This window comes from Streptomyces sp. NPDC049887, from assembly GCF_040656535.1.
GTDB lineage: Bacteria > Actinomycetota > Actinomycetes > Streptomycetales > Streptomycetaceae > Streptomyces.
Genome location: NZ_JBFAMM010000003.1, coordinates 310,149 through 336,562, shown reverse-complemented (window position 1 = coordinate 336,562; position 26,414 = coordinate 310,149). Strand labels below are relative to the sequence as shown.

The 26,414-nt window shown below is 73.3% G+C and carries 23 protein-coding genes; 7 read left to right on the top strand and 16 right to left on the bottom strand.

Features of this window, described 5'->3' with window-relative positions:
- Positions 1-98: 98 nt before the first annotated feature.
- The gene (locus tag AB0J10_RS05695) at positions 99-785 is read right to left on the bottom strand and encodes a response regulator (RefSeq protein WP_363058131.1); all 687 of its coding nucleotides are present in this window, start codon (positions 783-785) and stop codon (positions 99-101) included.
- 438 nt (positions 786-1,223) lie between these two features.
- Between AB0J10_RS05695 and AB0J10_RS05690 the strand changes: the two genes are divergently transcribed.
- From AB0J10_RS05690 to AB0J10_RS05675, 4 genes are all read left to right on the top strand, one after another.
- Positions 1,224-2,207, top strand: a complete 984-nt coding sequence (locus tag AB0J10_RS05690; RefSeq protein ID WP_363058129.1) for a tripartite tricarboxylate transporter substrate binding protein — start codon at positions 1,224-1,226, stop codon at positions 2,205-2,207.
- Complete coding sequence (locus tag AB0J10_RS05685) at positions 2,204-2,749, top strand: tripartite tricarboxylate transporter TctB family protein (RefSeq protein WP_363058127.1); 546 nt, start codon at positions 2,204-2,206, stop codon at positions 2,747-2,749. Before AB0J10_RS05690 ends, AB0J10_RS05685 begins: the two co-directional genes overlap by 4 nt.
- A gap of 3 nt (positions 2,750-2,752) precedes the next feature.
- A complete protein-coding gene (locus tag AB0J10_RS05680; protein WP_363058125.1) occupies positions 2,753-4,249 on the top strand; it encodes a tripartite tricarboxylate transporter permease in 1,497 nt (498 codons plus the stop codon).
- 163 nt (positions 4,250-4,412) lie between these two features.
- The gene (locus AB0J10_RS05675) at positions 4,413-5,615 is read left to right on the top strand and encodes a methyltransferase domain-containing protein (protein ID WP_363058123.1); all 1,203 of its coding nucleotides are present in this window, start codon (positions 4,413-4,415) and stop codon (positions 5,613-5,615) included.
- Here the strand turns inward: AB0J10_RS05675 and AB0J10_RS05670 are convergent.
- Positions 5,596-6,090 (bottom strand): DUF402 domain-containing protein, encoded by a 495-nt coding sequence (locus AB0J10_RS05670; protein ID WP_363058121.1) that lies wholly within the window; start codon positions 6,088-6,090, stop codon positions 5,596-5,598. The genes AB0J10_RS05675 and AB0J10_RS05670 overlap by 20 nt on opposite strands.
- Positions 6,071-6,994: a GNAT family N-acetyltransferase gene (locus tag AB0J10_RS05665; RefSeq protein WP_363058119.1), complete on the bottom strand. Its 924-nt coding sequence runs from the start codon at positions 6,992-6,994 to the stop codon at positions 6,071-6,073. Before AB0J10_RS05665 ends, AB0J10_RS05670 begins: the two co-directional genes overlap by 20 nt.
- Before the next feature lie 99 nt (positions 6,995-7,093).
- On the opposite strand from AB0J10_RS05665, the gene AB0J10_RS05660 reads away from it, so the two are divergent.
- The gene (locus tag AB0J10_RS05660) at positions 7,094-7,468 is read left to right on the top strand and encodes a GntR family transcriptional regulator (protein ID WP_363058117.1); all 375 of its coding nucleotides are present in this window, start codon (positions 7,094-7,096) and stop codon (positions 7,466-7,468) included.
- A gap of 132 nt (positions 7,469-7,600) precedes the next feature.
- Here AB0J10_RS05660 and AB0J10_RS05655 read toward each other — a convergent pair whose 3' ends face one another.
- The 4 genes from AB0J10_RS05655 to AB0J10_RS05640 all read right to left on the bottom strand — a co-directional run bounded on the left by AB0J10_RS05655 (position 7,601) and on the right by AB0J10_RS05640 (position 11,477).
- Positions 7,601-8,695, bottom strand: a complete 1,095-nt coding sequence (locus tag AB0J10_RS05655) for a DUF5925 domain-containing protein (protein WP_363058115.1) — start codon at positions 8,693-8,695, stop codon at positions 7,601-7,603.
- Positions 8,696-8,791: 96 nt separating this feature from the next.
- Positions 8,792-9,580, bottom strand: a complete 789-nt coding sequence (locus AB0J10_RS05650; RefSeq protein WP_363058113.1) for a polysaccharide deacetylase family protein — start codon at positions 9,578-9,580, stop codon at positions 8,792-8,794.
- On the bottom strand, positions 9,577-10,599 hold the full coding sequence (locus tag AB0J10_RS05645) for a glycosyltransferase family 2 protein (protein ID WP_363058111.1): 1,023 nt from the start codon (positions 10,597-10,599) through the stop codon (positions 9,577-9,579). The genes AB0J10_RS05650 and AB0J10_RS05645 overlap by 4 nt, the downstream gene beginning before the upstream one ends.
- Positions 10,596-11,477 (bottom strand): glycosyltransferase family 2 protein, encoded by an 882-nt coding sequence (locus tag AB0J10_RS05640; RefSeq protein ID WP_363058109.1) that lies wholly within the window; start codon positions 11,475-11,477, stop codon positions 10,596-10,598. The genes AB0J10_RS05645 and AB0J10_RS05640 overlap by 4 nt, the downstream gene beginning before the upstream one ends.
- 787 nt (positions 11,478-12,264) lie before the next feature.
- Between AB0J10_RS05640 and AB0J10_RS05635 the strand changes: the two genes are divergently transcribed.
- Positions 12,265-13,074 (top strand): SGNH/GDSL hydrolase family protein, encoded by an 810-nt coding sequence (locus tag AB0J10_RS05635; protein WP_363058107.1) that lies wholly within the window; start codon positions 12,265-12,267, stop codon positions 13,072-13,074.
- On the opposite strand, the gene AB0J10_RS05630 is transcribed toward AB0J10_RS05635, so the two are convergent.
- The 4 genes from AB0J10_RS05630 to AB0J10_RS05615 form a co-directional block, all read right to left on the bottom strand.
- Positions 13,044-14,732: a protein kinase gene (locus tag AB0J10_RS05630; protein ID WP_363058105.1), complete on the bottom strand. Its 1,689-nt coding sequence runs from the start codon at positions 14,730-14,732 to the stop codon at positions 13,044-13,046. The two genes, AB0J10_RS05635 and AB0J10_RS05630, sit on opposite strands and share 31 nt — an antisense overlap.
- A 58-nt stretch (positions 14,733-14,790) precedes the next feature.
- Positions 14,791-16,404 carry a hypothetical protein gene (locus tag AB0J10_RS05625; RefSeq protein ID WP_363058103.1) on the bottom strand — a complete coding sequence of 538 codons (1,614 nt, stop codon included), beginning with the start codon at positions 16,402-16,404 and terminating at the stop codon, positions 14,791-14,793.
- Between the two features lie 623 nt (positions 16,405-17,027).
- Positions 17,028-18,344, bottom strand: coding sequence for a tetratricopeptide repeat protein (locus tag AB0J10_RS05620; RefSeq protein WP_363058101.1), 1,317 nt, complete (start codon positions 18,342-18,344; stop codon positions 17,028-17,030).
- Positions 18,341-19,870, bottom strand: coding sequence for a DUF4331 domain-containing protein (locus AB0J10_RS05615; protein WP_363058099.1), 1,530 nt, complete (start codon positions 19,868-19,870; stop codon positions 18,341-18,343). Before AB0J10_RS05615 ends, AB0J10_RS05620 begins: the two co-directional genes overlap by 4 nt.
- 279 nt (positions 19,871-20,149) lie before the next feature.
- Here AB0J10_RS05615 and AB0J10_RS05610 point away from each other — a divergent pair, with 279 nt between their 5' ends.
- Positions 20,150-20,416, top strand: a complete 267-nt coding sequence (locus AB0J10_RS05610; RefSeq protein ID WP_363058097.1) for a hypothetical protein — start codon at positions 20,150-20,152, stop codon at positions 20,414-20,416.
- Positions 20,417-20,691: 275 nt separating this feature from the next.
- Here the strand turns inward: AB0J10_RS05610 and AB0J10_RS05605 are convergent, their stop codons facing one another.
- From AB0J10_RS05605 to hmgA, 5 genes are all read right to left on the bottom strand, one after another.
- Positions 20,692-21,885, bottom strand: a complete 1,194-nt coding sequence (locus AB0J10_RS05605) for a CaiB/BaiF CoA-transferase family protein (RefSeq protein ID WP_363058095.1) — start codon at positions 21,883-21,885, stop codon at positions 20,692-20,694.
- Between the two features lie 207 nt (positions 21,886-22,092).
- Positions 22,093-22,575 carry a hypothetical protein gene (locus tag AB0J10_RS05600; protein WP_363058093.1) on the bottom strand — a complete coding sequence of 161 codons (483 nt, stop codon included), beginning with the start codon at positions 22,573-22,575 and terminating at the stop codon, positions 22,093-22,095.
- Between the two features lie 347 nt (positions 22,576-22,922).
- Positions 22,923-24,122 (bottom strand): type ISP restriction/modification enzyme, encoded by a 1,200-nt coding sequence (locus AB0J10_RS05595; protein WP_363058091.1) that lies wholly within the window; start codon positions 24,120-24,122, stop codon positions 22,923-22,925.
- Positions 24,119-24,868 carry a GntR family transcriptional regulator gene (locus AB0J10_RS05590; protein ID WP_269731251.1) on the bottom strand — a complete coding sequence of 250 codons (750 nt, stop codon included), beginning with the start codon at positions 24,866-24,868 and terminating at the stop codon, positions 24,119-24,121. The genes AB0J10_RS05595 and AB0J10_RS05590 overlap by 4 nt, the downstream gene beginning before the upstream one ends.
- Positions 24,869-24,892: 24 nt before the next feature.
- The gene (gene hmgA, locus AB0J10_RS05585; RefSeq protein ID WP_363058088.1) at positions 24,893-26,221 is read right to left on the bottom strand and encodes a homogentisate 1,2-dioxygenase; all 1,329 of its coding nucleotides are present in this window, start codon (positions 26,219-26,221) and stop codon (positions 24,893-24,895) included.
- Positions 26,222-26,414: the final 193 nt, after the last annotated feature.

The following is a 26,414-nucleotide window of genomic DNA, read 5'->3' as shown; positions in this document are numbered from 1 at the left end:
TCCGATCTCCCGTGGAGGCCGGGCGCCGCTCGCCCCGGGTCCGGTGGGCCACGAGCGTCAACCATCGGTTGACCACAGTGGATTCACCGAACGGGAGCTCAGCCGAGCCGTCGGTACCGGCGCTCCGGACGCCCCGTGCCGCCGTACCTGAGAGTCACCTCGGCGCGGCCCGTATCCGCGAAGTACTCCAGGTAGCGCCGGGCGCTCACACGGGAGAGCCGGCCCGCCTCCGCGCACTCGGAGGCCGACATGCCCTCCGGGTGCTCGCGCAGGACGCGGTCGACCAGGTCCGCCGTGTGGGCGGCGAGCCCCTTGGGCAGCTCGCGGGACCCGGGCGGACGGGTGCCGAAGATCCTGTCAACGTCCTCCTGGCGCGCCTCGTCCAGCGACTCCAGCCGGCTCCGGAGCGACGCCACGTGCCGCAGCTGCTCCTGGAGCGCGGCGGGGCTGAACGGCTTGATCAGGTAGTGCAGTGCGCCGGCGCGCAGTGCCGAGCGCACCGTGCCGGCGTCCCGGGCCGCCGTGATGAACAGGACGTCCACCGGCTTCCGCTCCGCGTCCCGCTCCTCCGCCGCGCGCAGTTCGCGCAGCACACCGATCCCGTCCATGTCGGGCAGATAGATGTCCAGCAGCACCAGATCGGGGCGCAGCCGTTCCACCGCGCGCAGGGCCTCCGTGCCGCTGTGGGCCACCCCGGCGACCGCGAAGCCCGGTGTCGCGGACACATAGCGGGTGTGGAGCTTGGCGACCATGAAGTCGTCGTCCACCACGAGGACGTTCACCAACGGGAGCCACCCCCCAGGGCTGCGCTCGGCGAGCCGGACCCACGGGCGTCGAGGGGGCGGGTCCCGGACGGGCCGCTGTCGTACGGCCACGCGCCGGCGGCGCGGGCACCGCACAGGTCCCTGCCCCCGGAGGCGCGGGCGCCGCACCGGCACGCGCCGCGCCGCCGCGCGGCGGACGGGCCCGCACCCGACGCCGAGGCCCTCGGCCGCGTGCCCGGCGGCCCGCTCCGGCCGCTGCTCCGTCCCGGGCGCGGCCCGCGGCGGAGCGGTATCGGGAGACCGTGCGGTCCGGAACAGCGCTGCGTCACGCCGACACGCTAGGCCGCGACCACAAGGACCACAACGTCCGTTGGTTCCGGAAGAGAGACAGCTTCTTAACGCACCGGCAACATGTGGGCCACTTCACACGTCCCCTGCTCAGATCGAAAGGCGGCTCACGTGCGATCGCGCACTCCCCTCGCCCTCCTCGGGGCGGCGCTGCTGGTGCTCGTGGGGCCACCGCTGCTCACCCCCGGCAGCGGCGCCGACACCGGTACCCGGATCCCCGGCCTGCGCTTCATGGTCCCCAACTCGCCGGGCGGCGGCTACGACATCACGGCCCGGACGGCGGCGAAGAACGCCGAGGAGGCCGGCCTCACCCACGGCATCGAGGTGTTCAACCTGCCGGGTGCGGGCGGCACCGTCGGACTGACCCGCCTCGTCGGAGAGCACGGCAACGGCAGGCTCGCCATGTCGATGGGGCTCGGCGTCGTCGGTGCCGTGCACACCAACAAGTCGCCGAGGACCCTCGCCGACACCACCCCGATCGCCCGGCTCACCGAGGAGCAGGACATCGTGGTGGTCGCGAAGGACTCCCCCTACAAGACCATCCAGCAGCTCGTCGCGGCCTGGAGGAAGGACCCCGCCAAAGTGCCCGTGGGCGGTGGCTCGTCACCCGGCGGCCCCGACCACCTCGCCCCCATGCTGATGGCCCGGGCCGCCGGCATCGCGCCCCGCTCCGTCAACTACGTTCCCTTCGACGGCGGCGGCGAGCTGCTCGCCTCCATCCTCGGGAACAAGATCGCCTTCGGTGTCTCGGGCGTCGGCGAGTACCTCGACCAGATCAGGTCCGGGGAGCTGCGGCTGCTGGCCGTGACCGGCCCGGAGCGCGTACCCGGTCTCGACGCACCCACCCTGCGCGAGTCCGGACTCGCCACCGACTTCACCAACTGGCGCGGCATCGTCGCCCCGCCCGGGCTCTCCGACGCCGAACGCGACAAGCTCATCGGCCTCGTCACCGAGCTGCACGGCTCGAAGCAGTGGCAGGAGTCGATGCGGAGGAACGGCTGGGACGACGCCTTCCTGCCCGGCGAGAGGTTCGGCGACTTCCTGCGGGCGCAGGACCGCCGAGTCGACTCCGTACTGAAGGAGCTGGGGCTGTGAGCACACGGACCACCCCGACCGCACCGGAGGCACCGGCCGCCCCGGCGGGCCGCTCCTGGCTGCGGGACCACTCCGAACTCGGCGTGAGCCTGCTGCTCGTCGTCATCGGCGTCCTCGTCCTGACCGACGCGCTGACCATGCCCCTCGACCTCGCCCAGCGCGGACCCGTGGGCCCCAGGACCGTGCCACTCGTCGTCGGCACCGGGTTGCTGGTGGTAGCCGCCCTCATCGCCGTGGACGTGCTGCGCGGCGGCCGCGGCGAGGCGGAGACCGGAGAGGACGTCGACCTCGCCGAACCCGCCGACCGGCGCACGGTGCTGCTGCTCGCCGGCGTCTTCCTCGGCAATGCCGTCCTCATCGAACCGCTCGGCCTTCCCCTCTCCGGGGCGCTGCTCTTCTGGGGCTCGGCGTACGCGCTGGGCAGCAGGCACCCGCGGCGCGACCCGCTGATCGCGGCCGCCCTCTCACTCGTCACCTTCCTTGTCTTCAACAACCTGCTCGGGGTGCCGCTGCCCGGTGGCCCGCTGATGGGGGTGCTCTAGCCGATGGACTCGTTCAACTCCCTCGTCGACGGCTTCGGGACGGCACTGACCCCGGTCAACCTCCTCTGGGCGGCACTGGGCGTGCTGCTCGGCACGGCCATCGGCGTGCTGCCCGGCATCGGCCCGGCCATGGCGGTCGCGCTGCTGCTGCCCGTCACCTATGGACTCGAACCGACCGGCGCCTTCATCATGTTCGCGGGCATCTACTACGGCGCCATGTTCGGCGGATCGACCACGTCCATCCTGCTCAACACCCCGGGCGAGAGCGCCGCCGTGGTCGCCGCGATCGACGGCAACCCGATGGCCAAGGCGGGCCGGGGCGCGCAGGCGCTCGCCGCCGCCGCCGTCGGCCACTTCACCGGCGGCATGATCGGCACGATCCTCCTCGTCGCGCTCGCCCCGACCGTCGCCGCGCTCGCCGTCGACATCGGGGCCCCCGACTACTTCGCCATCATGGTGCTGGCCTTCATCGCCGTCACCTCCGTCCTCGGCTCCTCCCGCATCCGGGGCCTGGCCTCGCTGCTCGTCGGGCTCACCCTGGGCCTCGTCGGCCTGGACCAGCTCACCGGACAGCAGCGGCTGACCTTCGGCTCGCTCCAGCTCGCCGACGGCATCGACGTCGTCATCGTCGCCGTCGGGCTCTTCGCGATCGGCGAGGCGCTCTGGGTGGCCGCCCATCTGCGGCGCACCACCGGTGAGGCGATACCGGTCGGCCGGCCCTGGCTCGCCGGGGCCGACGTCCGCAGGACCTGGAAGTCCTGGCTGCGCGGCCCGGTGATCGGCTTCCCGTTCGGCGCCGTCCCCGCGGGCGGCGCGGAGATCCCCACGTTCCTGTCGTACGTCACCGAGAAGCGCCTCTCCCGGCACAAGGAGGAGTTCGGCAAGGGGGCCATCGAAGGCGTGGCGGGACCGGAGTCCGCGGCGTCCGCGTCGGCGGCCGGCACGCTCGTGTCGATGCTGACACTCGGGCTGCCGACGACGGCCGTCGCGGCCGTGATGCTCGCCGCCTTCCAGCAGTACGGCATCCAGCCCGGACCGCTGCTCTTCGAACGCGAACCCGAACTGGTCTGGGGCCTGATCGCGTCGCTGTTCGTCGGAATGGTCCTGCTGCTCGCGCTGAACCTGCCGCTCGCACCCCTGTGGGCGAAGCTGCTGCGCATCCCGCGGCCGTACCTGTACGCCGGCATCCTCTTCTTCGCCGCCGTGGGCGCCTACGCGGTCGGCGGGGAGCCGCTGGACCTGCTGATCCTGCTGCTGATCGGCCTGATCGGTTTCGGGATGCGGCGGTACGGGCTGCCCGTGCTGCCAGCGGTCATCGGTGTCATCCTCGGCCCTGCCGCCGAACAGCAGCTGCGGCGCGCGCTCCAGATCAGCGACGGCAGCGTCACCGGCCTGGTCGGCACCCCGTTCTCGGTGACGGTGTACACCGTGATCGCGGTGCTGCTGGCCTGGCCCCTGCTGAAGAAGCTCGTCGGGCGCCGCCGCGACGTGACGGTGTGACGGAGGCCCCCGCGCCCCCGGCCCCGGGGCGCGGGGGGAGGCACGAGCGGTACGGCCACGAGTTCGTCGAGCGCCGGACGGCGGGCGGCCCGTACCGCTCCCACCACCGCAGGCCCCGCCGCACGGCGACCCGTTGTCAGTGGCGGCTGCGACGATCGGGCGCATGACGACGATCGACTGGGACGCCGCCGCGGACACCTTCGACGACGAGCCCGACCACGGGCTGCGCGACCCCGCGGTCCGCCACGCCTGGGCGGAGCGCATGCGGCACTGGCTGCCGCCGGCGCCCTCCGACGTGCTCGACCTCGGCTGCGGCACGGGCAGCCTCGCCCTGCTCGCCGCCGGACAGGGCCACCGGGTGACCGCCGTCGACCTCTCGCCGCGGATGGCGGAGGCAGCGCGCCGCAAACTCGCGGGCACGGGGGCCGAGGTGCTGACGGGCCGCGCGGAGCGGCCCCCGGTGGGGGACCGGCGGTACGACACCGTGCTCGTCCGCCATGTGCTGTGGGCGATGGACGACCCGGAGGCGGCCCTCACCCACTGGACGTCCCTGCTGCGCCCGGGCGGGCGGCTGGTGCTGGTCGAAGGGGTGTGGCAGGGCGGCGGACTGCCTGCGGCCCGCCTGATCGCCGCCCTCGGTCCGCTCTCCCGGAGGATCGACCACGAACGGCTGTCGGACGTGCCCGGCCTGTGGGGCAGGGCCGTGCACGACGAGCGGTACGCCCTGGTGGCCCGGACCGTCCCGGCCGGGCCCGACCGGGAAGCCCTTGTTGCCCGGGGCCCCGACGGCGAGGGCCCGAGGGCCACGCCCGCCCGGCAGGGCGAGGACGCCCGTGCGGTCCCGGCCCGGCACCGCGAAGTCGTCGACGTCCATCTCGTCCTGCGCCGCGGCGACGAGGTCCTGCTCGCCCGCCGGGCGGGGACGGGTTACGGGGACGGGCTGTGGAACGGCCCCTCGGGCCATGTCGAGGACGGCGAGGACGTGCGCGCGGCCATGGTGCGTGAGGCGCGCGAGGAGATCGGCGTCGAGTTCGCGCCGGAGGATCTGCGCGTCGCGCTGGTGATGCAGCACCGGGGGCCGGGAGATCCGCCGCGCACGGGCTGGTTCTTCGAGGCCGACGGCACCGGTGGCGGCGAGCCGTACAACCGGGAGCCCCACAAGTGCTCGGAGCTGGCCTGGCACCCCCTCGCCGCGCTCCCGGACGACATGGTCGCGTACTGCAGGGCCGGGTTCGAGGCGTACCGGAGGGGCGAGCGTTTCGTCCTCCACTGGCACGAGGACGGCGACCCGATCGGCCACGACCCCGGCCTGCCGGACCGTGCGGTGCCGCTGCCGATGACGCGCGTCAGTCCAGCAGCCGGGTGAACCGGCCCTGCTGGGCGAGGAGTTCCAGGGTGTCCAGGGCTCGGACCGCCTCCTCGGCCGCCCGGGGGTCCCGCTCGGAGAGTCCGCTCGCGGCGAACTCGTCCTCGTCCAGCCGCAGGACCAGCGTGCCGTCGGCCGACACCCACAGATCCAGGTCCAGGTCCTCCACCACCAGCTCGTCCCGGGACACCAGGGCGGGTCGGGTGATGTCGGTGTACCAGCCCTTCAGCGTCCCGTCGCCCGCCCGGACCTCCTTGACCGCGTACCAGCGGTCGCGCCAGTAGTGCTCGGTGAAGACGTCACCCGGTTCGAAGCGGACGAACCCGAAGTCCTTCACGCCCTCACCAGCCCACGGCGCGCGGACGGTGACCCGGGTACCGTCGTCCGCGACCACCTCCGCCGGATAGCGGATCTTCGTCCGCCCGGCCTTGACCAGGGTGACATCGACCCAGGACTCACCCCAGCGTGCGGACATGGCGCACCTCCGTAGCGCAGATCTCGTATCCGAACCACTCGTTGACGGCGAGCATCGGGGCGTTGCCCGCGTCGTTGCCGGTGAACGCCTCGGTGAACCCGGCGTCCCGCGCCCGGTGCAGCGAGTCGTTCTTCGCCAGCTTGGCCAGCCCGCGGCCGCGGTGGGCCCGGGCGGTGCCGGTCATGGCGGTCCCGTAGCGGGCCGAGCCGTCCGTACGGGCCGCGCTGAACGCCGCCGGGCGCCCGTCCACGACGGCGACCGACGTGAGCTCCGGGCTGAACAGCGGATGCCCCCAGGTCTCGCCGAGCCAGTGCCCGTAGTCCGTGAACTCCGCCGACACGTCGCCCGGTTCGTCCGCCGTCGTCTCGGCATCCAGCTCGAAGAGCGGCCGCGGGTCGCCGGCGAACTCGGACGCGGGGACGATCCGCACCCCGTCCGGCGGGGTCCGCAGTGGCGGCAGCGCCGCGGCCGCCAGATCGAGACGGAGGAAGTGCGCCGTGCGCCCGGCCCGGTAGCCGCGCCGCTCGGCGAAGCCGCGGTGCCCGGGTTCGTCCAGCACCCAGGTGTGGACCCTGACGGCACCGGCGCCGGCCAGATACTCCTCGGCCGCGCGCACGAGGGCCGAACCCGCGCCGCGGCCACGGCGCCCGGGACGCACATGGACGTTGGCGTAGCCGACCCCCGGCTCGGGACTGTCGTGCGCGAGCCCCACCTGCGCCGTGCCGATGATCTCGCCGTCCTCCTCGGCGACCAGCGGCCGGTACCGGGCGAGCGGATGCGCGTGCTCCGCCTCGAACACCAGGGACTCGGGGGTGACCAGCATGAACGGCAGGGCGGTGCGCCGGACCCGGGCGACCGCTTCGGCGTCCCCGGGCGCGCGGAAGGCGCGGACGATCACAGTCATGATGCGGCACGCTACGCGTGCGCCCCCGTGCACGCCTCTCAATTTCCCGAGGGGCCAGAGCGGCGTGCCCGAGGCCGGGAAGTGGGGGACAATCACGTGGTGACCTTGAAAATCGTCATCGACACGGACGCCGGCCCCGCACCCTACGAGCAGCTCCGCTCCCAGATCTCGGCCCAGGCGCGCTCGGGCGCCCTGCCCGTCGGCTACAAACTCCCCACCGTGCGGGGTCTCGCGGAGGAACTCGGCCTCGCTGCCAACACCGTCGCCAAGGCGTACCGCGCCCTCGAGGGCGACGGCGTGATCGAAACCAGGGGCCGGAACGGCACGTTCGTCGCGGCGGCGGGGGAGGCGGCGGAGCGCCAGGCGGCGACGGCCGCCCAGGGCTACGCCGAACTGGTCCAGCGACTGGGCCTGTCCCGTGCCGACGCGCTCTCCGCGGTGCAGGACGCACTGCGCGCCACCTACGGGAAGTGAGGCCGTGCGCCCGGAGGGACCGCGCCGCGGCCACGCCCAAGAGAGCAGCGGCCCGGCCGCCCGCCCGGTGCCCTGGGGCGTGTTGCGAAAGTCCCGTCCGGGCGGGGACGGACGACGCTGCTTTCGAAAGCCCTAGAGGTACAGTCCCGCGTCCGCCCCGCCGTGCTGGGACGGCACGGACGCCGGCACCGTCCCGCGACGCAGGGCGTACAACTCCGCCAGCGTCGCGCCCTCGCGGCCGACACCCTCCTCGGTGCCCAGCCAGGACACGGCCTCCCCGCGGGTGAGCGGGCCGACCTCGATCCGCGCAAGGCAGCGGCCCGGCCGGACGACCGCGGGGTGCAGCCGCTCGAGGTCCTCGTTGGTGGTGACGCCCACGAGGACGTTCCGGCCCTGGCCGAGCAGTCCGTCCGTCAGGTTCAGCAGCCGGGACAGCGCCTGGCCCGCGGCGTGCCGCGCCTCGCCCCGGATCAGTTCGTCGCAGTCCTCCAGGAGCAGCAGCCTCCAGCGCCCCTTGGCCGTGCCCTCGTCCTCGCCGATCGCGATGTCCATCAGATAGCCGACGTCGTTGAACAGCCGCTCCGGATCGAGGACGCAGTCCACCTGGCACCAGTCGCGCCACGAGCGGGCCAGCGTCCGCAGCGCGGAGGTCTTCCCCGTGCCCGGCGGACCGTGCAGCAGGAGCAGCCGGCCCGCGATGTCGTCCGGCGTCACCTTCATCAGCCGGTCCATCGCCTGCGCCACCGGCGTCGTGTAGTTGGGACGGACCTCGTCCCAGGTGCCGGCGCTGATCTGGCGGGTCGTGCGGTGCGGGCCGCGGCGCGGGGAGACGTACCAGAAGCCCATGGTGACGTTCTCGGGCTGCGGTTCGGGCTCGTCCTGGACGCCGTCCGTCGCCTGCTTGTGCACCCTCTCGGCGAGGTCCGCGGTGACCGCGGTGACCGTGATGTCCGCCCCGCGGTTCCACCGAGAGATCAGCAGGGTCCACCCGTCGCCCTCGGCGAGCGTCGCGCTCCGGTCGTCGTCACGTGCGACACGCAGCACCCGGGCGCCCGGCGGCAGCAGCGTGGCGCCGGGCTTGACCCGGTCGATCGTCGAACTGTGCGAATACGGCTGCTCGCCCGTCGCGAAGCGGCCGAGGAACAGCGCGTCGACGACATCCGACGGCGAATCGCTGTCGTCGACGTTGAGCCGGATCGGCAGAGCGTGCTCAGGGGTGGCGGTCATGGCGCCATGATCCGGCACGTCGGCCGTCGGTGCACGGCCTTTTGGGGCGTGCCGCCGCTCTCCCCGCCCGCACTCGGGTGCACCCCTGCGGGGCACTCAGGTACGCAGCAACCGCAACGCCCTCCTCGTCCGGCGCACGACGGCGTACCCCTTGGTGAGGGCCCGGTCCCCGGCGAAGCCGAGGGCGAGTCCCCGGCCCTCGACGAGCCGCTCGAACTCCGCCGCATCCGTGGAGCGGCGGACGGTCACCCGCTCCAGGGCGTAGGGCCCCTGGCGACGGCGGGCCAGGGCGTTCCCCACGGCCAGGGACTGCGCGAAGCCGGCCGCGCGGACCGCCTGCCGTACCCGGCGGCTGGAGTAGCCGTACGGGTAGGCGAACGAGACCGGCGCCTCACCGACTTCCGCGGCGATGACCTCCCTGCACCGCAGCGACTCGAACCGGAGCCGTCGGTCGTCCAACTGGTCCAGTTGCGGATGGGTGTGCGAATGTCCGCCGATCTCCGTGCCCGCCGCGGCCAGTTCCCTCACCTGTCCCCAGTCCAGCATGGTGTCGGGCGCGCCGCCCTCCTCGTGCGCACCCCGCAGCCACCCGGTCGACACGAACAGGGTCGAAGCGAAGCCCAGCCCGTCGAGCACGGGGAGGGCGTGCCGGTGCACGCCCTCGTAGCCGTCGTCGAAGGTGATCAGCACCGGCCGGGGCGGCAGGGGTTCACCGTGCCGCCAGGCCCGGCCGAGCCCGGCGGTCGTGACCGGGGTGAACCCGCGCTCGCCGAGCAGTTCCATCTGCTCGGCGAAGGCATCCGGTGCCACGGAGAGGCCGTGGACCGCGGGAGCGGGCCGGTGGGCTATCGCGTGGTACATGAGGATCGGCACGGCCTCGTTCATGGCGTGCCCCCTTCCAGCGGGGCGTGGGCGGTGATCGGGCCGTACGAGAACGCCACCCCGTGACGGGCGCGTGCCCGCGCCACCGCGTACCCGGCCGCGGCCGCGGCGACACCGGCGACGATGGCCCCGGCGCGTCCCGCACCGCCCGGCCGGCCCAGCAGGGCGTCGCGCAGTCCGCGCACGACGCCTGCCGGGAGCACACGCGTGGTGTACCGGCGCTCGGTCTCGAGGCCCTTGCCGCTGCCGACACTGTGCGAGACGAGGGCCTTGGACAGCCCTTCGGCGTAGGCGCGGGTGCGGAAGTAGCGGAAGCGCTCCCGCTGCGCGGGGACCCTGTGGTGGATGACGGCGCGGTCGTCGATCAGCAGCACCGCGTCCGGGAGGGCCCGGCCGAGCCGGATGCAGAGCTCGGTCTCCTCACAGCCCAGGGGCCGTCTGTCGCCGTCCCGTCCGATGCCGCTGGCGAATCCGCCGGCGGCGTCGAAGGCGGTGCGCCGGAAGGAGGCGTTGCCGCCGAGGACGTTCCGGACCCGGACGCGGCCGGGAGGTAGCCCCCGGTACGTGCACCCGACGACCCAGTCGAACTCCTCGGGGAACCACACCGGTCTGCGGCCCGAGGCCCATACCGGCAGGGTCCTGCCGCCGACGGCCATGACCCGGGGGTCGTCGTACCCCTCGGCGAAGCGCCGCAGCCAGTCGCGCTCGGCCACGGCGTCGTCGTCGAGGAAGGCCACGAACTCGCCGCGGGACACGGCGATGCCGGTGTTGCGTCCGGCGGAGAGGCCGCGGGGGCCCGCGTTGGCGAGCACCCGCACCTCCTCTCCCGGTGACGTGCTCCCTCGGCCGGCGGCGAACTCCTCGGTGAGACGGGCCAGCAGCCGGGGGTTGTGGTCGACCACGACCAGCGTCTCCAGCGCCGGCAGCGACTGCCTGCGCACCGACTCCACGGCCGTGAGGATGTCCGTCCAGCGTTCCTCGGTGTAGACGCAGACCACCACGGAGAACGTCCGGTGGTTCAAGAGACCTCTCCTCGAGGGACGTTGAGGCCCGCTGCGGGACCGCGGCGGGAGACCCGGCGGACGCCCTTCTCCCTGAGGATCACTCTGAGCACCCGCAGCCCGTCGCGGACGGCTCTGAGGTTGCTCATGCCGTGGATGCGGAGGTGCTCGTGGCTCGGGACCTCCTGCACCCGCAGCCCGGCCTTGACGACCCGGATGTTCATCAGGGTCTCGATCTCGAAGCCGGTGCAGTCCAGGGCGATGCGGTCCAGGCAGTGGCGCCAGAACGCGTTGTAGCCGTAGCAGAGGTCCGTGTAGCGGGCGCCGAACTTGGCGTTCACGATGCCGCACAGGACGCGGTTGCCGAGCTTGCGGACCGGTGTCATGTCGTCGGTGCCGCCGCCGTTGGCGAAGCGGGAGCCCTTGGCGAAGTCGGCGCCGCCGACCAGGGCGGAGACATAGCTGACGATCTCCTGACCGTCGGCGGAGCCGTCCGCGTCGACCATGACGATGATGTCGCCGGTGCAGGCCGCGAAGCCGCTGATGAGGGCGTCCCCCTTGCCCTTGCCGGCCTGCTCGACGACCTTGACGCCGGGCCACAGCGAACGGGCCACGTCCACCGTGCCGTCCGTGGAGTTGCCGTCGACGAGCACGACTTCATGGATCCACTCGGGCAGGGTCCCGAAGACGTGCGGGAGGTTCTTGGCCTCGTTCATCGCCGGGATCACGACGCTGACCGGCGGCGCGATGGCGAGGTGGGAGGAGATCGGACGGTACTGGGCCGGTATTCGGCCGAGCGTGGCCGTGGCGGTGGCCGTCGCCATGACCGGTGCGGGTGCGCCGGCCGTGGCCATCGGATCGTGAGGACCCGGGACCGCCGGGCGCAGGAACGAGCTCATGAGTCGGTTTCCCTCTCGTCCGGTGGACCGCCCGCCCCCGGGCGGTCCGGATGAGTGTCCGGTTCGAAAGGGGGGTTGTGCTCACCCCGGCCAGGACGGCATGGAACTCCGCACCTGCTGGGCGAGCCGGAACAGCTGACCGCGCGGTACGTGACTCGGCACGAGTACGACCGAGCACGGCACCCCCCTACCGCGCCCCGCCGCGGACCGTCGCGACGTCGGACCCCTCCCCAGGAGTCGCCTTTGATGGTCCGTTGCGGGCGGATGTACGACGGTATTGATGATTGGGACCGTATGACAAGACCTGGCCGTAGGGCGCACGTTTCTCCTTGTTCTGCCGGCGCGTGCGGAATTGCACGAACCTGTTATGCAATGCGGTGCCTGAGGGGTGGAAGGCAATCGCAGTGACGGCTGGGATGGGCGCCTTTGGGACGGAGGGGTGCCAAGTCCGGTCCGGCGGTGCGGTGGGAGGGCGTGAAGGGCGCGTACGGGGCCGGTCCGAGTGCCGCGAGCGCCGTCGCCGCGGCTCCGGGGCGGGAGTGCGGCGCCGTGTGCCGGACGGGGCGAGTTGATGCCCGGAGATCATTCGCCCCGGCGTGTTTGCCCGGAGATGCTGCGGATTGCCGGAATGCTGGGGCCGGTCCTGCCCGTCGTTCCGGACGGGCCGTCAAGAGCCACTGCGTAACACCCCTGTTGCCCGGCCGCATTGTTTTTGGCATGAACACTTCCGGTGAACTAAGGGACATGCTACGACAGTTGAGCAGAGATCCTGCTAATGGGAGGTTCCATGAAACTGTCCCGAATCGCGGTAATCTCATCCTCGCTCCTCATCGGCGCCGCCCTCGCCCTCACCGGCGCGGGCCAGGCCCAGGCCGTGCAATCCGCGGCCGCGGTCGACTACGTGGCCCTCGGCGACTCGTACTCGTCGGGTCTCGGCGCCGGCGCCTATCTGAACGACAGCGGCTCGTGCAAGCGCACCAACCGGGCCTACCCCGCCCTCTGGGCAGCCGCCAACTCACCCTCGTCGTTCGCCTTCACGGCCTGCTCGGGCGCTCGTACGGGTGATGTCCTGGCCGGCCAGCTCGCCCCCCTCAACTCCGGGACCGACCTCGTGTCCATCACGATCGGCGGCAACGACGCGGGCTTCGCCGACGTGATGACGACGTGTGTCCTGCAGTCCGAGAGCACCTGCCTCGCCCGGGTCCAGGAGGCCAAGCGCTTCGTGGACACGACCCTCCCGGCCCGGCTCGACTCGGTGTACTCGACCATCCGGTCCAAGTCGCCGTCCGCCCGGGTCGTCGTCCTCGGCTATCCCCGCTTCTACAAACTCAACGGCAGCTGCATCGCCGGACTCACCGAGAAGGAGCGCGCCGCGATCAACGGCGGAGCCGACCACCTCAACGCGGCGATCGCCAAGCGCGTCGCCGACCACGGTTTCACCTTCGCGGACGTCGTGCCGTCCTTCACCGGGCACGAGATCTGCTCGGGCGCCTCATGGCTGCACAGCGTCAACTGGCTGAACATCGGCGAGTCGTACCACCCGACCGCCTCCGGGCAGTCCGGGGGCTATCTGCCGCCGTTCCGTTCGGCGGCCTGACCGGCCCCCTCCGCCCACGAGGGCCGACCCGGCGAGGACGGCGTCCCCGACGGGGACGCCTCCTCGCACGTCACCGAGAACGCCACCCACTCCGACCGTGCCGCGGCCGGACTCCTGATCTCCATCCGGATCCGGTCGTGGTGCACCGCTCCCTCGGCGTACGTCGACTCCACATGATCGATCTCCCGCGACTTCCCCTCGCCCGAGGGGAAGTCGAGCGTTTTCCAGCCCCCGTCGGAACTCCGGCCGCTCCCGGTCACCCAGCGGTACGCCACGGAGACCGGAGTGCTGTCCACGGTGACCGCCGCCCGGAACGCCGGGGCGCCGGCCTCGGCCGGAGGACACGCCCCGCGGTACTCCGCGCGAATCGCGTGGACCCGGACGTGTACGCTCCGCGCCGGCCGTTCCGTTGGCGAGGTGCCGCCGCCGGTCGCCGTGGCCCCTTCGTCGTCCGGAGCCGAAGGGCCCGAGCGGGAGGGCGCCGCGGGACCGGAGGTGGAACCGCTCCCGCCCGCCGCGGCGCCGTTCACCGGACCGCCGTCCGACCCTGCGCCGTTCGGCCCCGCGCTCCCGTCGCTCCCGCTTCCGTTCCCGCTCGCGCTCCCGTCGTTCAGCAGGGCGTAGGTGAGACCGCCCAGCGACAGCAGCAGCGCGGCGATCCCCGCGGCCAGCACGACGGCCGCGCGCCGCGGCCGCCCCACCGGCGTACCCGTGGGCGGTCCGGCGGTACCGGGGCGCGCGACGGCGGTGCGGGGAGCGGTGGAGGCGACCGGCGGCGCGTGCGGACCGGGGCCCGCAGGGGAACCGGTACGGGGCGTGCCTCCCGCGCCGACGACCCGGAGCAGCCGTTCCGCCTCCGGTGCGGACATCCGCTCCTCGGGCTCCTTCCGCAGCAGACCCGCGATCACCGGCCCCAGTGCACCGGCCCGGCGCCGTTCGGGCGGTTCTTCCTCGACGACCGCGCGGAGCGTGCCGAGCGCTGTGTCCCGGCGGAACGGCGACCGCCCCTCTACCGCCGCGTACAGCAGGACCCCCAGCGACCACAGGTCCGATGCCGGCCCCGGGGTGCGGCCGAGTGCCCGCTCCGGGGCGAGGAACTCGGGCGAGCCGACCAGTTCGCCCGTCATCGTCAGTCCGGACGTGCCCTCGACGGAGGCGATCCCGAAGTCCGTGAGCACGACGCGGCCGTCGTTGGCGAGCAGAACGTTGCCCGGCTTCACGTCCCGGTGCAGTACACCCGCCCCGTGGGCCGCGCGCAGGGCCGCGAGCACCTCCGCGCCGACGCGGGCGGCACGCTCCGGGACCATCGGCCCCTCCGCGGCGAGCGCGTCGGAGAGCGAGAGCCCGCGGACGAGCTCCATCACGATCCACGGCCGTCCGTCCTGTGTCGCCACGTCGTACACCGTGACGACGTTGCGGTGCGAGACCCGGGCCGCGGCCCAGCCCTCGCGCTCCAGCCGGGTGTAGAGCCGCCGTACCTCGGCCGTTCCGAGCCCGGCGGGGGCGCGGACCTCCTTGACCGCGACCTCCCGCCCGAGCAGCTCGTCGCGGGCACGCCAGACGACGCCCATGCCGCCCTCGCCGAGCCGGTCCAGCAGGCGGTAGCGCCCCGCCACCCGAGTCTCGCCGTCCTGTCCGCCGCCCGGTACTTCGCTCATGACGAGCCCTCCATCCGCAGCAGAGCGACCATCACGGTGGAAACCGTTCCAAGCTAGCTCAACTCATCGCTCCTGCGGCCCCCCTGAGCGCCAGTCCGCAGCCCAGGACGACCACGGTGAGCGCCGTGGCGATGGGCGCCGACCGCTGGACGAGGCCGGCCAGCCGTCCGGTGGCCCGCCGCCGTGCCAGCCGCGCCGCGATCCGGCCCCCGAGCCGCACGACGGCGAAGCCGGCCGCGGTGAGGGTGAGGGCGAGCCCCGCCCCGTACGCGACGACGAGGAGCAACCCGAACCAGGCGTGGCCCAGTGCCGCGGCACCGACGAGTACGACCACGGCGGAGGGACTGGGGACGAGGCCGCCGGCGAGTCCGAGCAGGATGCTGCGGCGCAGTGGCTGCCGCCGCCCGGAGCCGCGGCCGGGACGGTGCCCGTCGCCGATGCCGGGGAGGTGCTCGTGATCTGGTTCGCGTCCCGACTCGTGCTGGTGGTGCTCGTGCCCGGGTTCGCGTGCGTGCTCCCGGGCGCCGTCGTGGGCCCGCTCGTGACCGTGGTCCTGAGCGTGGCCGTGGTCCTGTGCGTGGCCGTGGTCCTGTGCGTGGCCGTCGTCGGGGGAGTGCGTGTGCGTGTGGGTACGGAAGCGCCCGCCGCCGAGCCATTCGACGTGGGTGTGTCCGCGCCCGTGCGCCCGGTCCTGCCACGCCCGCCGCGCCAGCAGCCCACCCGCCACCGCGACCAGGATCCCGCTCGCAGTGCCCAGCCAGCCGACGACCGCCGGGGTGACGGCCGACCCCGCGACGATCAGCGCGCCCAGGGCGAGGACGCCCAGTGTGTGGGTGACGGTCACCGAGGCGCCGAGCGCCAGTACCTCCCGCAGCGAGTTCCGGCCGCCCGTCGCTGCCGCCGCGGCCATCAGGGTCTTCCCGTGGCCGGGGGCGAGGGCGTGCAGGGCCCCGAGTCCCAGGGCGACGGCCAGGGCGAGCGCCCCGAACGGCACGGTGAGGTCACGCCGTTCGACCAGCCCCGTCAGGGCCTGGGTCCAGCGGTCGATCCCCCGCGGCAGCACGGACGGAGGCGCCGCCGCTGTTCCCTCGCCGAGCGCGGGTCCGCCGGGCGCGGCCGTGAGCCGCGCCGAGGTGCGGGACGGCGGGGACTCGAGCAGCCGCTGCGGATAGCCGGACAGCCGGCGCGAGACGGACTCGCCGGGTACGTCGGACGACGCCAGTGTCGTGCCGTCGCCGCGTGCCGTGATCTCCCGCCAGCCGGCACCCTCACCGGGGGCGGCCGTGAACGCCACATCCGTCCTGCCGCCGGGCAGCGGCGCGCGCATCGCGCACTCGACGCGGAGGGTGGGCAGCCCGGCCTGGCCGGGCCGGACGGAGGCGCGCGCGGGTCCGGTTCCGAGCGGCACGGCCCGGCCGTCCACGAGCAGCCGGGCCTCGCGCGCCGCGACGGCGCAGCGGTCCTCCGCCCAGGCCGCCAGGGCGCCGGGCGCCATCTCCCGCGGCCGTATCCGCGCGGTCGGGATCTCCGCCAGGTCCTCGACGTGGTCGACGCGCAACTCCCGTTCGGCGACGACGAGTCCGTCGTAGCGGTTCACGGAGAAGTTCCCCAGCGGGTGGGCCGCGGCGGGCGCGCCCGTCCCGACGAGCAGGGCGGCAGTCCCGGCCGCCACCAGAAGCGATGCCCGGACCGCGTGCCCCCGGCCGCGCCCGCGTACGCCCTCCGGTCCTCCGCGTGCCGCCCGTTCATGTACTGCTCGCTCGACCCCGGGGCGGGTTGCCCGGGTCCCGTGTCGCCGGGAACGTCCGGCACGCACTCCTCCCTTGCCCTTCGGGCGCGGGAGGCGACCCCTCGCGGCGTCGTCGGTCGCCGGCGCCGGCGGCTGCGTTCTCCTCCCGCCGCCCCGCGATGGCACGCACCGGACGCCCCCGGCCTGCGGACGGGCGACGCCACTCGCGAGACGCGCCCCGGTGCCGGAGGCCCCCGGCCGCGACCCTGACGCGCGTTCGCGCACAACGCCTTCCCGTATCGCGCGTACGGGCCCGGTCGGGCGCGCCGCGCGGTCGCGGTGCGGGCGGCGGCCCGGGCCTCCCCGGCCCGTCCCGGACGTACGGCCGATCGCCGTCGTCGCGGGGCGTGGGCCGGGGACGGCCGTCGTCCGCCGCGCGGGGTCGGGGTGCTCCGCCGTGACCGGCACCGCGCCGGGCTTGCGGACGCGGGCCAGGCATCCCCTCGCCCCGGCGGTCAGTGCCAGGACCGCGAGCAGCGCCGCGAGGGTGTTCGACAACGGGTCGGTCATGATGCCTCCGGACCGTCGAGCGCGCGGCGCGCCTCGCGCGCGCCGATGGGGGAGAAGGCGGGATTGAGCGCCAGGGCACGGGTCAGTGAGGCACGCGCGGCGGCCCGCTCGCCCACGGCACGTTCGATCATGCCGCGGTGATAGAGGAAGGCCGCGTCCCGGAAGCCCGTCGCGGTCGCCGCCCGCGCATGGGCGAGGGCCTCCTCGGAGCGCCCCGCGCGATGCAGCGCCCAGGCGAGGGCGTCCTCGGTGTGGACGGTGCGGCGGCGTTGCCATTCGGCGCGGGCCGAGCGCAGGGCCTCGGCGCGGTCGCCGTGGTCGGCGGCGGCGAGGGCCGTGTCCAGATCCGGGTTCACGCCGCCCGACCGGGCGAGCCCCGTCCAGGCGCCGAGCACCTCGTACTGGCGGCGGGCGAGCTCCGGCCGGCCGCTCGCCTCGTACAGCTCCCCGAGCGCAACCAATCGCCCCGGCAGTGGGGACCGGGCGACGACGGCCTCGAACTCCGCGATGGCCGGGGCGAGTTCGCCCTTGCCGGCCAGTGCCCTCGCTCGGCACTCGCGTGCCTCCGGATTGTCCGGTTCGGCCTTCAGGGCCCCGCCGCACTGCCGCAGGGCCTCGTCGTAGTCGCCCTGGGACCAGGCGAGCCGGCCGAGCGCCGTCGCCGTGTAGGCGATGTCGCTCCGGGTGCTCGCCGAGTCCCGGGCGAGTTCCAGCACGCGCTGTGCCTCCTCGGTCTCCCCGCGCAGCTCCCGTACGTAGGCGAGGCGGGTGAACACCGGGATGCCCGGCCGGCGGGCGTCAGCCCGGCGAGCCGCCTCCAACGCCGCCGGATAGCGGCCGAGTTCCACGAGCGCGTCGATCCGTACGGCGAGACCGCGCTCGCTGTACGGGTTGACCGCGAGTGCCCGGTCGGCGTCCCGGAGCGCCGCCGGGAAGTCGTGCCGGGCCGCTGCGAGGGCCGCCCGGCCGGCGAGCGCTTCGGCGTTGCCTTCGGGCCGGAGCCGCAGGGAGCGGGCGAACGCCTCCCCGGCCCGGGGGTACCGCGAGGGATCGCCGCTCACCCTGGCCTCCTCGACGTACGCCGCACCGAGCGACGCCCAGGCGACCGCGTCCTTGGGCTGCGCCTTCAGATGTGCCTGGAGGGTGCGCGCTCTCTGTCCGGGAGCCGTTCCGGGGGCCACCGCCCCCGCGGCGGCCGGGGCCGCGGGCACCTCGTCCGGGCCGCCCAGCACCGCTCCCACGGCGGTCAGCACGCACGCCAGTCCCACGATCCCGGCCCCGAGGCGCCACACGGACCGAGTGGCCCGCTTCATGACCACCTGCCGCGCCGGCGCGTCCGCCACCAGGCCAGGCCGACTCCGACGAGCACGACGCCCGCGCCCGCGGCGCCGGCGGAGAGGGCCAGCACGGTGCGGTCGTCCGGGGCGCTGCCCGAGGTCAGCTCCGCGCCGCCGTCGAGCTGGCTGCGGCTCCCGGCGGCCTCCGCCAGGGGCCCGTCGGAGCCCGAGGTCGGCAGCGCCACGTACGGGAAGGACTTCTCGAACTCCACGTCGTTCTTGTCGACGGCGTCGCCCAGGTCGTTCTTCTTCCCGACGAGTTCGCCCTCGACGACCTGGAGCGCGATGTCCAGGACGTCGTCGGTCAGCCGGCGCCCGTTCGGGAAACCCGCGTTGTCGCCGTCCAGCACGCCGAGCCGCTTCGGCTCGCCGGTGGGCGGTACGGCCGTGTTCAGACGCAGTGCCTCGGCGGGCCGGACGCCCGGCGGCTGGTTGAGGTCCTTGACGCCGGTGAGGAACACCGACACGAGGTCGTCCCGCGGCTCCTCGGGTGCTTCGATCTTGTAGATGCCCTCGATGAGCTTCGGCAGCTCCGGGTTGGTGACGGACGTGAGGAAGTCGGCGTCGTTCCAGGGCGACGAGGCGTTGAACCTGTCCTTGTCCTTGAGCGGGATGACCACCTCGTTCACCAGCGGCATGCCCAGCCGGGAGACCTGCGTCCAGTCGCCGCTCGCGCTCTTGCGGTGCGTGGTCGACCAGATCCCGACCACGGGCTGTCCCTCGGACTGCCGGATGTGCTCGGAGGGCACCTGCAGGGCGACGCTGTTGACGTTGTAGCCCTTCAGTGTGTCCCGGCCGACCTCGGACAGGTCGCCCCCGTACAGCAGGTCGAACACCCGCAGGTCGAGGAAGAACGGGTCGTCGGCCTGGCCGGCGAAGACGGTGGTGCCGTCCTTCAGCTCGCGCACGGCCTCCTTCCGGAGCTTCGCGTAGTCGGGCATGGACGCCTTGCCCACGTTCGACGGGGCGACCGGCACATCGTTCGCGATCTTCGTGGTGGAGATCACGTGCTGGTCCCGCAGCCGCATCATCTCCAGGTCGTAGGTCTGGGTGATGTTGAGGTCCGGGTCGTCCAGGCTGGTCACCGGCCCGGTGTTGAACAGGAACGTGTCACCGTTCTTGATCTGGTCGTGGAAGGTCCAGCGGTAGAGCAGGTCACCCTGGGCGTCGCCGTCGGAGTCGATGTGGATGTCGTAGCGGGCGTCGTCCGCGAAGCGGTAGAAGTTCGGTCCGCCCGCCGGCTCCTCGAACGGCAGCCAGTTGGCGATGATCGTCGTGGTGTCCGGCCGGTCGGGGCTGACGAACGCGTACACGTCCGTCGTGTCGTACTGCGGCTGCCCGGAGATGAGCGGGGCCTCGCGGTGGCTGGACGCGTTGGCGGCGCCCGGCGCGAGCGTGGAGCTCACTCCTGCGGCCGCGAGCCCCCCTGCCGCCAGCGCACCACAGACGAGCGAGGCGAGGTTTCTGCGCCCCCGCGTGCTCCTGATGAGATGAGAGAACATGTCGGTCCCGTCCTGTCGTGGACTCTGGTCGGCCGCGCGGACCGTCCTGGACGAGACGGTCCCTGCTGCCTGGTGACAGGTGTTCGGGGCGGTGCGGCCGGAGGTTTGGTCCCGGCTTCGCGGCTGTCCAACTCGCCCTGGAATCAGGCGGATTCAGTGAGCATCCGTCAACCCCCGTACGTGTGTGCTGAATCGCTCGGGCGGGATACACGAGTGTGAGGCAGGGGCGATAGGGTTAATCTGCCCGGGCCGGGTGCCCTCGTACGGGTGGGGAGTGACATGGAACAGATAACGATGCGCAGCAGGGCGCGGGTCCCTGCGATCACCTGCGGGACGGGCGCGACCAGCTCGCGTCTCGACCGCCATCTCGCGGTACTCGGCGGACCCGCCGTGCCGCAGCGTGAGGCGGCCGAGGCGACGTCCCTCATGCGTGAGCTGACGACGCGTGACATTGCGCACAGCCGTGGCAGCAAGAGCGCGCGCGTCTCGCTCTTCGCGCCGCTCCGGCGACTGCGCCGCTCGCTGTTCGGCAGCCGGGGCCAGTGACCGGCGGGGTGGCCGGACGGCGACCTGGGCACGCGTGACCGATCACGCGCACCCGTCCCCCTCGCTCCCGCCCGGACACCGTAGGTCCGACCACCCCGCCGACCCTCACCTCCTGCCGTGTGCGCGCGGCCCGGCCCGGGCCCACGCGCGGGTGCAAGGGGCTCCCGTGGCCCGCACCGGCCTCCGGCACGACCGAGCGGTCGCGTCCCGTCCCGAAGTCGGAAGCCCGGCGTGAACGTCCAGTCTCACCCGAGGCGTTCGCCGCCCGTGTGCTCCTAGGGAACGACTCCGCTCCGGTGCAGCTCGGCGATGTCGTCGGCCGTCAGCCCCGCCTCGCGCAGCAGCGCGTCCGAGTGCTCGCCGAGCGCCGGGACGGCGCCCATGCCCGGCTCCGGGCCGCCCGGGAAGGTGATCGGCGGCAGCATCGCCCGCAACGGGCCGACGGGCGTCGCGATGTCCCGCCAGCGGTCCCGGGCCGCCAACTGCGGATGGGCCGCCAGATCGGCCACGGTGTTGAGACGGGCGCAGGCGATACCCGCCGCCTCCAGCGCCGCCACGGCGTCCCCGGAGTCCAGCCGGGCCAGCGCCCGGGCGACCACCGCGTCCGTCCTCCCGCGGTTCGCCGTGCGCGCCTTGTTGGTCGCGAAGGCGGGATCCGCCGCCAGCTCCGGTCGGCCCAGCACCCGCTCGGCGAGTCGCTGCCACTCCCGGTCGTTCTGCACCGACAGCAGTACCCGGCCCCCGTCGGCCGTGGGGTAGGCGTCGTAGGGCGCGATGACCGCGTGCGCCAGACCCGTGCGCTCCGGGGCGTCGCCCCCGTGCATCCCGTGGTGCAGGGGGTGCCCCATCCACTCCGCGAGCGACTCCAGCATCGAGATCTCCACCGGGCCGCCGCGTCCGGTCGTGCCTCGCCGCAGCAGGGCGGCCAGCACCCCCGAGAAGGCGTACATGGCCGCGGCGACGTCCGCCGCCGGGATGCCCGCCTTCACCGGCTGCTCCGCGGTGCCGGTCACGGACACCAGCCCGGCCTCGCACTGGACGAGCATGTCGTAGGCCCGCTTGTGCGCGTACGGGCCGGACGCCCCGTACCCCGAGATGTCCACCGCGACCAGCCGCGGGTGCGCGTCGCAGAGCGTGGCGGCGTCCAGCCCGAGCCGGGCGGCCGCGCCCTGGGCGAGGTTCTGCACGAAGACGTCGGCCCTGGCGATCAGCCGGCGGACCGCCGCCAGCCCCCGGGGGTCCTTGAGGTCCACGGCGAGGGACTCCTTGCCGCGGTTGCACCAGACGAAGTGCGAGGCGAGTCCGCCCGCCGCGGTGTCGTAGCCGCGGGCGAAGTCGCCGCCGTCGGGGCGTTCCACCTTGATCACACGGGCGCCGAGGTCGGCGAGCTGACGGGTCGCGAACGGAGCCGACACGGCCTGTTCGACGGCGACGACGGTGATGCCTTCCAGGGGCAGCGGCTGGCTCATGGAAGCCGTTAATACCGTGTACGTACCACCTTTGTCACCCCGGTGCGGTCCACCGCCGACGGGGAGGCGCCACGGCCGTGAGGGGCGACGACGCCGGCATCCACGACGGTGAGGGCCGGCGCCCGGAGATGCCGACGAGGTGCCGGCCGCGCAGGCACTGGGACTACAGCTGCCGTGAGCGAAGCCCGTTCCGGCCGGTATCCGCGATCAAGCGGAGACAGGGCACTTCCGGCCGAGGAAAACCTTCAGCTGGGAGAGGCCCCCTCCAGGCTGGGACTGGGTTCGAATCACCCGGATCTGCCCGCGCGCCTCGCAGTACCTTCCAGTCCCCCCGGTGACGGCGGTGAAGTACGGAGTTGCCTGGCCGCGATTCGCGTTCTCCCAGGTGATCTCACCCTTGCCGTCCAGTACGTAGGATCCGTGGCACAAGACCGTTGTAGGCATCGACGAGACCGGAGAGCAGGAAGTCGCCGAGAACCCGATCCGATTTCCCTTCTCATCGAACAGATCGGCGCTGTGGCCAGGGGAAACGGGTGAGCCGACGGACTTGGAGACTACCGTGATGGTTTCCACGTTCTGCCGATCAGCTCCATTTCTCTCTTCTCCTGTTTCCCCATGGGCAACTGGCGAGCTGAGCATGAACGGGAGCAGGGCCAGTGCATAGACAGGCCAAGCCGATGATGCCTTCATGTCAGTTCCCTCTTCGTGCTCACGGGTGGACAAATCGGCTCCCACGCTAGTTCCGAGACGGCGAACCGGCATTCTCCGAAGGTCCGAGTGAGTGAGGGAAAGTGCCGCTCAGCTCTTTCTGCCGCTGGATTCCGCTTTCACCGGGTGCATGCGCTGCGGGTGTTTGGGTGCGGGTGCGGGTGCTGGGTGGTGGTGTCACGGGCACGGCCGAGCCGTGATGCATGTGGAAGGTGCCCTCCGCCCGGACCGGAAGAACCCCACAGCAAGGCTCATCGCCCCAGGCGCGGAAGGCGCTTTCGGGCCCGGGCCCCGAAGCCGGCCGTACCCGGGTGAAACAGCGGGGTCGGTCAGAGCAGTACGAACTGCCCGCCCGGGCCCTCCTCGTGGTGGTCGAGCACGGAAGCGGGCGCCCGGGCGGCCGGCGGCACCCGGGGCACGCGGAGGTCGTGCCAGCCGGTACGGGCGATCTCCCGGCCCAGTTCCTCGCGCTCAACGTTCAGTTGCCCCAGCAGCGCGAGCACCGTGACCAGCTCCAGCAGGTCCGAGGTCCACTCCTGCGGCCACACGGACGGACGGATCGCCTCGAGCGTCCCCGGCGCCGGCTCCGCGGTCCGCCGCGCGAACCAGTCCTCGAGCACCCGGACACCGCCCACCCGGAATTCCCAGGCCTCCACCGGCACCGGTGCGATCCGTCCGGCGTCGAGCAGCAGGGCCTCCTCGTCCGCCTCGTACACCAGCGTCGTGGGACGGGCGGGGACCGCGGCCCGGACGTACGGGCGCCGGCCGCCCGGCAGTCGTGGGCGCTCACCGCCCCGCATCCCCCTGAGCTGGATGTCGACGAGCCGCCGGCCGAGCTCCACCCCGCGCGCCCACACGCCCCGGTCCGCCGTGAACGGCACCTGGCAGCCCCGCGCGGCGGGCCGTCCCGCGGCAGCCACCCACGCGAGTACGTCCCCGGGCTCCGTCGCGTCCGGGAAGCGCTCCCGCAGTGCGGTCCGCAGCCCCGGCGCCAGGTTCGGCTCATGTCCTCCGGGCCGCCGGTACAGGGGGCGTATGCGGCCGGGCCTCCCGGCGGAGCGGCCCTCGGGGAGGACGCCGGAGACCAGCACCGGGGGGCCGTCGTCGCCCGGGACGCGGCCGTGCTCCACCACGAAGAGCTGACGGCCGTCGGCGACCCGCCACAACTCGGGCCGCGCCACGTCGATCAGCCGGTGGTCGGGGAGGATCCACTGCTCGTCGAACGGCCCGCGGCCGATGCGCACCGGCTCCGGGCAGCGCCCGTGCTCCTCGGCGAAGCGTCCCGTCCCGGTGGCCTGCCCTGGCAGTGCCGCCACGGGCCGTCCCGGACCGCGGGCCCGGGTCTCCTCGAACAGGGCGGCCCGCTCCTCGCCCCCGGCCGCGACCAGGGCGTCCCAGCGGGCCCGCAGCGTCCGGGCGTCGGGCGCGACCACCCAGCCGCGACCGAGCCGCAGCGGCCCGGTCGACCACGGCATGATCTCGTCCAGCGGCACGGCGGTGCCGTCGGCGCCGCCCCCCTGGCCGCTCATTCCGCCTCGACGGTCACGGAGAACGAGAACCGGTCGCCCCGGTACCGGATGCGTGCCACGTCCACCACCCGCCCCTCCTCGTCGTACGTCACTCCCGTGTAGTGGAGGATGGGCGACAGCAGCGGCACCTGGAGGAGCTCCGCCGTCTCCGGGTCGGCGAGCCGGGCCTCCACCGTGTCCGTGATGCGGCTGATCCGTACCCCGACCGCGTCCCGCAACACCTTGGTCATCGGCCAGCGTTCCAGGTCCGCCACGTCCAGCCGGGCGGCCACGTCCGGACGTACCGCGTTCTCCGCCCAGTTCACGGGCTCCCCGCTGTCGCCGTCGCACCGCAGCCTGCGGTACGTGACGACCTCGTCCGTGTCCGGGAAGTACTCGGCGAGCCCGCCCGGCACCGGTTCCGGGGCGTGCCCGAGGACGGTGGTCAGCTCGCCGGACTGCTGGGCCACGATCGCGTCGATCGAGCCCAGCAGCCGCCGGGGCGCGCTGCGCCGGACCCCCGGTTCGATGAAGGTGCCGCGGCGCCGGTGCCGGCTGATGAGCCCTTCCGACTCCAGCTCCTTGAGTGCCTGCCGCATGGTCAGCACGCTCACCCCGTAGTGCTCGGCCAGCTGCTCCTCCGTCGGCAGGCGCAGCGGGTCGTGCGGCCTCCTGCCGAGTATGGAGGCACGCAGCGACTGCGAGACCTGGTACCAGAGGGGCAGCTTGCGGTTCAGGACGAGCGAGTCGGGGGCGAAGGCGGTCACGGCAACTCCGTATCAGATCCGGCCTCAGGACCGGAAGTGGCGCTCCAGACCCTGCCACACGTCGTCGTAGGCCCTCTGCAGGTGGTCCGCGTTCGCCGCCTGGGCCGTGGCGGTCACCGGCCAGCGGGTCTCGAACATGAACGCGAGCCCGTCGTCGATCCGCTGCGGCCTGAGTTCGGCGGCGCTCGCCCTGTCGAAGGTCTCCCGGTCGGGTCCGTGCGCCGACATCATGTTGTGCAGCGAGCCGCCGCCCGGGACGAAGCCTCCCTTTCCGGCGGTCTTCGCGTCGTAGGCGCCCTCGATGAGGCCCATGTACTCGCTCATCACGTTGCGGTGGAAGTACGGGGGCCGGAAGGTGTCCTCGCCGACGAGCCAGCGCGGCGCGAACACCACGAAGTCGACGCCCGCGAGCCCGGGGGTGTCGCTCGGGGAGGTGAGCACCGTGAAGATCGACGGATCGGGGTGGTCGTACGAGATCGTTCCCATGACGTTGAACGTCCGCAGGTCGTAGACGTACGGCACATGGGTCCCGTGCCAGGCGACGACGTCGAGGGGCGAGTGGTCGTAGGTGGCGGTCCACAGGTTGCCGCAGAACTTGTTGACGACCTCCACGTCGCCCTCGATGTCCTCGTACGCCGCGACCGGGACCCGGAAGTCGCGGGGGTTGGCCAGTCCGTTGGCGCCGATCGGGCCCAGCTCGGGCAGGGTGAAGGGCTGTCCGTAGTTCTCGCAGACATAGCCCCGGACGGAGCCGTCGAGCAGTTCCACCCGGAAGCGCACTCCCCGGGGGATCAGTGCGACCTCACCGGGCTCCACGGACAGCAGGCCCAGCTCCGTCCGCAGCAGCAGCCCGCCCTGCTCGGGGACGATCAGCAGTTCGCCGTCGGCGTCGCTGAACACCCGCCGCTCCATGGCCGCGTCGGCGTGGTAGAGGTGCACGGCCATGCCCGTGCGCTGGGCGGCGTCGCCGTTCCCGCCGAGGGTCCACAGACCGGCCAGCCAGTCCGTGCCGGGTGCGGGTGCCGGCAGCGGGTCCCAGCGGAGCCGGTTCGGGTCCGGCACGGTCTCGGTGAACGGCGCGGTGCGCAGGGCGCCGTTGTCGGTGCGGACGAACGGGGGGTGGGCGGCGGACGGCCGGATGCGGTACAGCCACGAGCGCCGGTTGTGCGCGCGGGGCTCGGTGAACGCACTGCCGCTCAGCTGCTCGGCGTAGAGCCCGAGGGGGGCGCGCTGCGGCGAGTTCCGTCCGAGCGGCAGGGCCCCCGGGACGGCCTCCGAGCAGTGCTCATTGCCGAATCCCGACAGGTACTCCAGCCCTTCGGCCGTCTTCCTCGCCTGCTCGATACCGCTCATCCGCACTCTCCGATGCGTCCGGTCCAAGGAATCCTATGGTTGACAGTAGGATTCCCGGCGTCCCCAGTCAACGGCAGCGCGCGGCCCCGCCCTGGCGCGGTCCCGGACCGGACTGCCGGGCAACCGCCGGGTGCGGGCGGGCGGCGGCCCGGGTGGTGCGGACGGAGCGGCCCTCCCCAACGTGCGTACCGGT